This is a genomic window from Mesorhizobium sp. L103C105A0 (assembly GCF_000502215.1).
In the GTDB taxonomy this organism is placed as follows: domain Bacteria; phylum Pseudomonadota; class Alphaproteobacteria; order Rhizobiales; family Rhizobiaceae; genus Mesorhizobium.
On sequence record NZ_AYXF01000034.1, the window covers coordinates 1 to 7,315 of the forward strand.

At 59.6% G+C, this 7,315-nt stretch carries 6 protein-coding genes and 2 pseudogenes; 2 read left to right on the forward strand and 6 right to left on the reverse strand.

Annotated elements, in window-relative coordinates; all coding sequences use genetic code 11:
* Together X727_RS135345 and X727_RS135340 are read right to left on the reverse strand one after the other, a co-directional pair.
* On the reverse strand, nt 1-888 hold an 888-nt coding region (locus X727_RS135345), incomplete at its 3' end, for a cbb3-type cytochrome c oxidase subunit I (RefSeq protein ID WP_023835569.1).
* 554 nt (nt 889-1,442) lie between these two features.
* Entirely contained in the window at nt 1,443-2,189 is a 747-nt protein-coding gene (locus tag X727_RS135340) for a Crp/Fnr family transcriptional regulator (RefSeq protein WP_031204915.1), read from the reverse strand.
* A gap of 152 nt (nt 2,190-2,341) precedes the next feature.
* Between X727_RS135340 and hemN the strand changes: the two are divergent.
* Nucleotides 2,342-3,684: pseudogene (gene hemN, locus X727_RS00105) on the forward strand (oxygen-independent coproporphyrinogen III oxidase).
* 236 nt (nt 3,685-3,920) lie between these two features.
* On the opposite strand, the gene queE reads toward hemN, so the two are convergent.
* Genes queE through queC form a run of 3 tightly spaced genes read right to left on the reverse strand, consistent with a single transcriptional unit; the run spans nt 3,921 to nt 5,706 of the window.
* Nucleotides 3,921-4,655, reverse strand: a complete 735-nt coding sequence (gene queE / locus X727_RS135335) for a 7-carboxy-7-deazaguanine synthase QueE (RefSeq protein ID WP_023707020.1) — start codon at nt 4,653-4,655, stop codon at nt 3,921-3,923.
* Nucleotides 4,652-5,008 (reverse strand): 6-carboxytetrahydropterin synthase QueD, encoded by a 357-nt coding sequence (queD, locus tag X727_RS135330; RefSeq protein WP_023673552.1) that lies wholly within the window; start codon nt 5,006-5,008, stop codon nt 4,652-4,654. The genes queE and queD overlap by 4 nt, the downstream gene beginning before the upstream one ends.
* The gene (gene queC, locus X727_RS135325) at nt 5,008-5,706 is read right to left on the reverse strand and encodes a 7-cyano-7-deazaguanine synthase QueC (protein ID WP_023835572.1); all 699 of its coding nucleotides are present in this window, start codon (nt 5,704-5,706) and stop codon (nt 5,008-5,010) included. Before queC ends, queD begins: the two co-directional genes overlap by 1 nt.
* A gap of 1,008 nt (nt 5,707-6,714) precedes the next feature.
* Between queC and X727_RS1000000168350 the strand changes: the two genes are divergently transcribed.
* Complete coding sequence (locus X727_RS1000000168350) at nt 6,715-6,879, forward strand: hypothetical protein (RefSeq protein ID WP_023685557.1); 165 nt, start codon at nt 6,715-6,717, stop codon at nt 6,877-6,879.
* A 186-nt stretch (nt 6,880-7,065) separates the two neighbouring features.
* Here the strand turns inward: X727_RS1000000168350 and X727_RS0135180 are convergent.
* Nucleotides 7,066-7,315, reverse strand: a pseudogene (locus tag X727_RS0135180) (transposase); the annotation flags it as partial.

The following is a 7,315-nucleotide window of genomic DNA, read 5'->3' on the forward strand; positions in this document are numbered from 1 at the left end:
CGAGAACACCATGCCAAGCGTCTGCGCCCAATCGGGCAGGGCGGTGTAGTGCAGGTGATGGGGCCCGGCCCAGATGTAGAGGAAGATGATTGCCCAGAAATGGACGATCGACAGGCGGTAGGAATAGACCGGCCGGTTGGCCTGCTTGGGCACGAAATAGTACATCATGCCGAGGAAGCCGGCGGTGAGGAAGAACCCGACGGCATTGTGGCCGTACCACCACTGCGTCAGGGCGTCCTGGACTCCGGAAAATGCGGAATAGCTCTTGGAGCCGAGAAAGGAGGCCGGCATCGACAGGTTGTTGATCACATGCAGCATCGCGATGGTCACGATGAAGGAAAGATAGAACCAGTTGGCGACGTAGATGTGCGGTTCCTTGCGCTTCAGGATGGTGCCCAGAAACAGGATCAGGTAGCCGACCCAGACGATGGTCAGCCAGATGTCGACATACCATTCGGGTTCCGCATATTCGCGGCTCTCGGTGATGCCGAGCAGATCGGAAGAGCGTCGTGTNTTGCCGCCGAAGGCGAAGACGACGCCCGAGGTGTGCAGAGGCCGCAAGCGGCCGAAGTTGAACCAGGGCTGGATGTTGAGATCGGGATAGGCAAGCTGCAGCGCGATGACCACCCCGACCACCATGCCAACCACACCCCAGAACATGGTGGCGATGGCGCCGTAGCGGATTGGCCCGTCCATGTAAGCGGACGGGTCGATCGGAGCGGCAGGCTTGAACTCAGTGTTACGCAGTAGGATCGCAGTGAAGCCAGCCAAGGCGAAGAACAAGACCCACATATGCTGGCGAAAGGGTTCATCCACCCCAGCGCCAGCCGCCACCAAAGCCGCGAATGCGAACAGGCTTAGAAGCACGATTTCTTTGCCGAATTTCATCGCAAGCCCCGATTTCCAATTCCGGCGGATGCCAAACCGCGGTGCCTTATTGCGCAGCCGTCGCCTGCTCGCCCTGATCCATGTCAGAGCCGCACCATTTTGCTCGAGCAGCATCGAGTTCGGTGCGATCAGACTGCGACGATCGAATGTGGAAGCGCACCACCGGCCGCCCGTTTATGGATGGGGCCTGGCGTCCCCGGTCGGGCCCCGGGTGCGGAGGCGACCGCGGGCGTGTGGGGGAGCGCACCTTCTGCGACGCTGGAAAGCAGGTCGACGCCTTACCGAACCCCGCGTTCAATGCCTTGGAACAGCCAGCGCCAGCGTTACGCTGCCGTCGTGACATTCATGGCTTGGGGAGACGGCGATTTTCCCCTGCGGATGAGGCGTATTGACTTCGGCCAAGTGTGGATGCTTCGCCGACGAGCCGAAAGGCAACTGGCGCATACGATCGGATGGAGAACGGGCTGTCGCTACGCGACTTCTTCTGAGCCCAACGCGAGCATGCCCTGCCCCGAATGAAGTAAGTGACGGGGGCCATGCAGCTTCTGCGTCATTCAAACGGCTGTAGCGCCTCGGCCGCCGCAGCGCCGTTCCAGCCGGCTCATGCTGTCCACGGTGACGCGGCGGTTGTTCTCGATCCGAATCACGCCGTCCATTCTCAGGCTGGTCAGCTGACGGCTCACGGTCTCGTTTGTGATTCCAAGGAAATCAGAAATGTCGGCACGCGTCATCGGCAGCTCGAAGCACGTCGAGCTAGCCGTCGGGTCAACATTGGAGTCGATGTTCCGGGCAATCATGAGGAGAAAGCTCGCCACCTTCTCTGGTGCGGTCTTGCGCCCCAGAGTCACCATCCATTCGCGTGCCTCGTCAAGTTCGTTCAGCGCCTGCTTGAGCAGGCGATGCACAAATTCGGGTGACTGCTTCATCATCCGTTCGATGGCCGCTCTGGGAAACGAGCATAGCGAGACAGCTGTTGCCGCTTCCGCATTAATCGCACTTTTCATCTTGAAGGGCCGACCCAGAAAATCCGGGGCGAACTGCAGGCCGACAATCTGTTGGCGTCCATCTGACAGGCTCTTCGTGAGCTTCACCACGCCTGAAAGCACGTTCGAATAACAGTCGACCGCCTCGGCGTCGCCGATCAGTTCGACCCCCGGCTCGATTTTGTGCCGCGACGACGTCTTGGCGAGCTGAGCCAAATGGTCTGGCTCTAGCGCGCCACAGACACCGCGGCGCCGTGCCTCGCAAGACAGGCAAAGAACGGGGATGCCGGAACTGTGAATATCCTGCCGTAATGTCATTCGATCGCTCTACCGCTCCGTGCGCGCAGGATAGCATCCACGGTAGAAAAATCCTTGCGGCAGTTTGTCCGTGCTGAGGGTTGATCGAAATCAGGGCTTAGGCTCATCCAAGCATCCACAGTTCGGACGAGGCAAACACGGTGGACCACGACATGCGACAAAAGCTAGTTGCCAGATTTGGCGAGAACGTCCCGCGCTACACGAGCTACCCGACCGCGCCGCATTTCAATGCAAGCGTTGACGCTACCGTTTGTCGTGGCTGGCTACAGCGGCTCGATGAGGGCGACGAAATCTCGCTCTATCTGCACATCCCATACTGCGACAAGCTTTGCTGGTTTTGTGCCTGCCATACNCACGCCATTACGAACCGGTGACGATCTATCTCCGCTCACTGCATGCCGAGATCGCTACCGTCGCCGGTCTTGTTGGAGGCAAAGGTCGTGTGCGTGCCGTCCATTTCGGCGGTGGTTCGCCGACCATGCTCAAGCCCGAAGATATAGTGGCGCTGGGAACCGCCCTGCGCAACAGCTTCGGCTTTCTTCCCGGCGCCACGATCAGCGTTGAAATCGAACCCAACGATATGGACGATGCCCGCCTCGATGCGCTTGCCGAAATCGGCATGACCCGTGCGAGCCTCGGCGTTCAGGATTTCGATCCGAAGGTGCAAAAGGCGATCAACCGCGAGCAGAGCTTCCTGCAGACCAAGACGGTCGTCGACGGCGTTCGTTCGCGCGGCGTCGAATCCGTCAATCTGGACCTGCTCTATGGTCTGCCGCACCAGACCAGGGAAAGCGTCGCTTCTACGGTCACGCAGGCACTGACCCTGGAACCGGATCGGATCGCACTGTTTGGCTACGCGCATGTACCGTGGTTCAAGAAACATCAGACGATGATCGACGAGGCCTGGTTGCCGGGTCCCGCGGAGCGCTTTGCCCAGTCGCAACTGGCTGCACAGGCGATTGTAGACAATGGATACGAGGCAATCGGGCTCGACCATTTCGCCAAACCAGGCGATGCGCTGGCGATTGCGGCACACACCGGGACTTTGCACCGGAACTTTCAGGGCTACACGGACGATTGCTGCGAAATCTTGATCGGGCTCGGCCCGTCATCCATTAGCCAGTTTCGGCAAGGCTATGCGCAGAACATGCCTTCAACTAGCGAATATAGACGCATGGTTGATGACGGCGGGCTGGCCGCTGTTCGGGGTATCGCACTTTCCAACGACGACCGCGTTCGCGGCTGGATCATCGAACGTTTGATGTGCGACTTCGCCTTCTCGGCCATCGATCTGGTGGAACGCTTCGGCGAGGCCGGCCAGAGGCTCCTCCTTCAGTCAAGTTCCATGGCCCTCCACGATCCGGTTCGATTGCTTGAACTTGATGGCGACAGATTCGTTGTGCCGGCTGAAAGTCGCCCTTTCGTCCGAAGCATCGCGGCCAGGTTCGACAAATATTTCGAAGCTGGAACGGCCAGGCACTCGGCGGCAGTCTGAGCACTCAGAGGAACGGTCATGCCTCTCAGGCGATCATGGACCGCGGTACGTTTGTTCATCGGCGACCGTCTATCGAGACAAGATTCTGAGCGGACCAGACGCGTCTTGGCGCAGCGACGATATCGTCCGCTCGAGCCCTGCCTGTCGGATCATGGTTGTCGGCGACAGCTCCCTTCGACCTGAACCACCCGTTCACCCGAATTCTGCCGGCGCAGTTCCAGCGGAAAGGGCCTGGGCTAGACGGCTCTCTTGTTACCCCAGAGCACAACGTGCAGCTGCGGCAGCACGCGGGCCTCGAACCATCTGTCGCGGGTCACGCTGTCAACCAGCCACTCCATGCGCTTCAATATTCCGTCAAGGTCGACAGGCGCGTCATCATTTGTGGGGTGTGGCGGCGTGTGATTGCCGGGCTGCAGATAGATCGGAAGTTGCGGAAATTGCGCAGCGGCGTCTTTCGCGTAGGTGTAGTCCCTTTCGTCGAAAACAATGAGCTTGAGCACGACTTGGGGCTTGCCTTGTGCCGCCTGGAGGCACGCCTCGACAGCGGCCCAATCTGTCGTCATTCGGCTTGACGGCGGCTTTGGGCTGAGGATCAGCACGTCAAGCTGCGCAAACCAGTCCCTGGCAAGCGACCCTTGGGTTTCCAGCGCAAAACGGTAACCGTCACCATGGCCCCGGTCGATGAGCGCGCCGAGCGGCTGGATGGCCGGATTGCCGCCTGATAGCGACACCATCAGCGGGCGGCCACCGGAAAGGGCAAGCACATTTTTCCACACCGCCCCAACGGACATCATCTCCCATTCATGCCGGAATTGATTGTCCACAGCATGGAGGCTGTCGCACCAGGAACAGCGATAGTCACACCCGCCGGTTCTGACGAAGATCGTCGGCAAACCTATGAGCACGCCCTCGCCCTGGATCGTCGGCCCGAAAATCTCGCTAACGCGGATTGCGGGATGAGTATTCGTCATGGCCGGTATTCCGCCCAGGTTTTCGGCGTTTCGCTCACCCGCACGGCCGCGGTTTCGCTCAGGCGTGCCTTGCACCAGTCGTAGAAATGTCTGGCCAGATATTCCGCCGTGACTTGCTCGTGTCCCAGCACGTCGTTGAGATGCCGGTGGTCGAAGCTCTCGTCGATGTAGCGTTTGAATGGCGCCAAGTCGTGGTAGTCGCGCACGAAGCCGTGATCGTCCAGTCCATCCGCTGAAAGCTCCACTTCGACGATGTAGTTATGTCCGTGCAGGCGCGCGCATTGGTGATCGGGTGGCAATGAGGTGAGCTGATGCGAGGCTGAGAAGTGGAATTCCTTGGTGATGCGGAACATTACGCGGTGGTCCTTCGCAGCGCTCCGAGCCAGAAGTCGGAGTCCTCATACTCGGTTGGGTCCGGGTGCCCAGCGATGTGAAACGCCTCACGCCGCTCGACGCAGGTCCCGCACCTCCCGCAATGACGCTCGGTGCCCTTGTAACAGGACCAGGTCTGCGCAAACGGCGTGCCGTATGTGGCTCCATCCATAACAATGTCCGCCTTCGTCAGGTTCACATAGGGTGCATAAAGGCGAATCTGCGCGTAGCCGTCGAGCGCGTGGTCCTGCATCATCTGGAAAGCGTCGATGAAGGCCGGACGGCAATCGGGATAGACAACGTGATCCCCACCATGCACGGCCGTCGCCACTGCGTCAGCGTCTTGCGCTGCGGCGAGGCCGAAGGCAATGGCCAACATGATGGCGTTCCGGTTGGGCACCACCGTTATCTTCATCGTGTCTTCGGCATAGTGCCCGTCGGGCACGTCCACATTGTCGGTCAGCGCGGAGCCGGAAAGGTCGCCGCCGATCTCGTGGATATCGATGATTCGCTGCGGGACACTCAGGCGCTCCGCGCAAAGGGTGGCGAAGCCCAATTCCTTCCTATGCCGTTGGCCGTAATCGAACGATAGCAGGCCGGTCAGCTGGTGCTCCGCTGCCACCTTGTGGGCAAGAGTAACGGAATCCAATCCGCCGGAGCAGACGACGAGAGTCTTCATCGTTGGGTCCTTGTTTTAACCGGGTAGGCTGCGACCGGAGATTTCTCTGCGCTCCAGTACTTCAGGAAAACCATTTTGTGAAGTGAACGGAGACCAATTCGTGCGCTTGCGTGCGATGCGCAAAAAGCCTTCGCGGTGAGCTGCAAGGACACGGACTGACGAGACGTCACCCTTCAGCGGAATGCTCAAAGTCGAACGCTTCTCGGGGACAAAGTTCTCGACGAGCAGAGCCTGTCGGTCCCGAGCGCCGAGCGACGCCATTGCAACGGTTTCGGAGTACAAAGCCGAGATGGGCTTGCCGCAAACAGCTCACTTACCAGGGATGTTCAGCGATGCCGAAATCCAGATATCGGGGTGGATTATGAGATCAATTGTCGCGACAGCTTTGGCTGGCCTGCTCGTCGCGCTTCGTAGATGCAGCGCATTCCACGTCAGGATCATTTTGATGAGCACGCCCTCAATGGATAACCGGCGAACCCTGAATAACCGGTCGTGAGCCGACATCTGTGAACAAGCGGTGTGGTCGATTGCAATCACCCATGTCTTGCGCACAGGTACCTTATGGCAGTGGATGAACTGAACTTGATGGTTTTACAGATGGCAGTCGAAAGCGTCCGCTCGCTCTCGTTGAGCTTCGCTGAAAAAGCCGCCGAGATAGCCACCAGGAGCCGCGGCAGCCTGCTTTTCAACGTGCGGATCGACGGTGACGCGCAGGTCCAGCGGGTCGCAGCCATCCGATATCACGGGCGGCCAATTCGGCGTGCTGGCGTTAGACGGACACGGCCTAGTTACCCACTATTGCATCGTTAACGGTATGTTCTCACATTACATTGCGGCCTTGGAGAGCTGGCACAGGATGCCCCTGTCGATGCAGGCCAAGATGGATGCCAACGGCAATGCCCGTCTCTTCGTAGCGGCGTTGCGGGATGCCGGACATATGCTGGGCACCTAGCATTTGGCCAGAGTGCATCTCTGAATTTGCAAGTGCATCACTGCGATGGCGCCGGCATGATCGTCATGCTCGAAAAGGGCTGCGGCGGCCGCGGCAAAGCGGTCGCCGCGATGATGGTGTCAACGGCGTTGCATCGATGCGAGCGTTTAGAACAGAGGTCTCCTCCTGGCATCGAGCGCATGCAAGGAGCTACGCAAGCGCAAATGTATCAAGTATTTTGAAGGGACGACCCCTCATGCATACTTAGCTGCGATGCTCGGGCGGCATAAGCCTCGTTGCCATCTAGCCGCCTTGATGCACGGCGATAAGCTTTTGACGGCCTGAAGCGACGCTGTGGTCGCCGTTGCGGTGCTTTTCCACGCGCCTCGTCAGGCGCCGGGATTACTCCGGCGTGATGGCAGGCGGGGGACGAAGCGGATATCGCCACCGTGGGCGCCGACCTCGACCCGCGCGATGATGCGCTCGACGCGGCTCCAACTAGCGGCGCCGTCAACGAACTTCTTGAACCTGCGGACCTTGCCTCTCTTGGCCGACGCTTCGAAGCGTGCTGTCGTGCTGGCCTCCAGATCCGCCACATGCTTGCGCAGGGTCGTGGTGGGCGCGAGGCCAAAGATGAAGTCGACGCGCAGCACCAGTCGATGACCTGGGTTGCAATAA

Bases quoted from the DNA above. Each gene is read 5' to 3' on its own strand.
- queC (WP_023835572.1), bottom strand. From the start codon at position 5,706: ATGAAGACTCTCGTCGTCTGCTCCGGCGGATTGGATTCCGTTACTCTT.
- X727_RS135340 (WP_031204915.1), bottom strand. From the start codon at position 2,189: ATGACATTACGGCAGGATATTCACAGTTCCGGCATCCCCGTTCTTTGC.
- queD (WP_023673552.1), bottom strand. From the start codon at position 5,008: ATGTTCCGCATCACCAAGGAATTCCACTTCTCAGCCTCGCATCAGCTC.
- X727_RS1000000168350 (WP_023685557.1), top strand. From the start codon at position 6,715: ATGATCGTCATGCTCGAAAAGGGCTGCGGCGGCCGCGGCAAAGCGGTC.
- queE (WP_023707020.1), bottom strand. From the start codon at position 4,655: ATGACGAATACTCATCCCGCAATCCGCGTTAGCGAGATTTTCGGGCCG.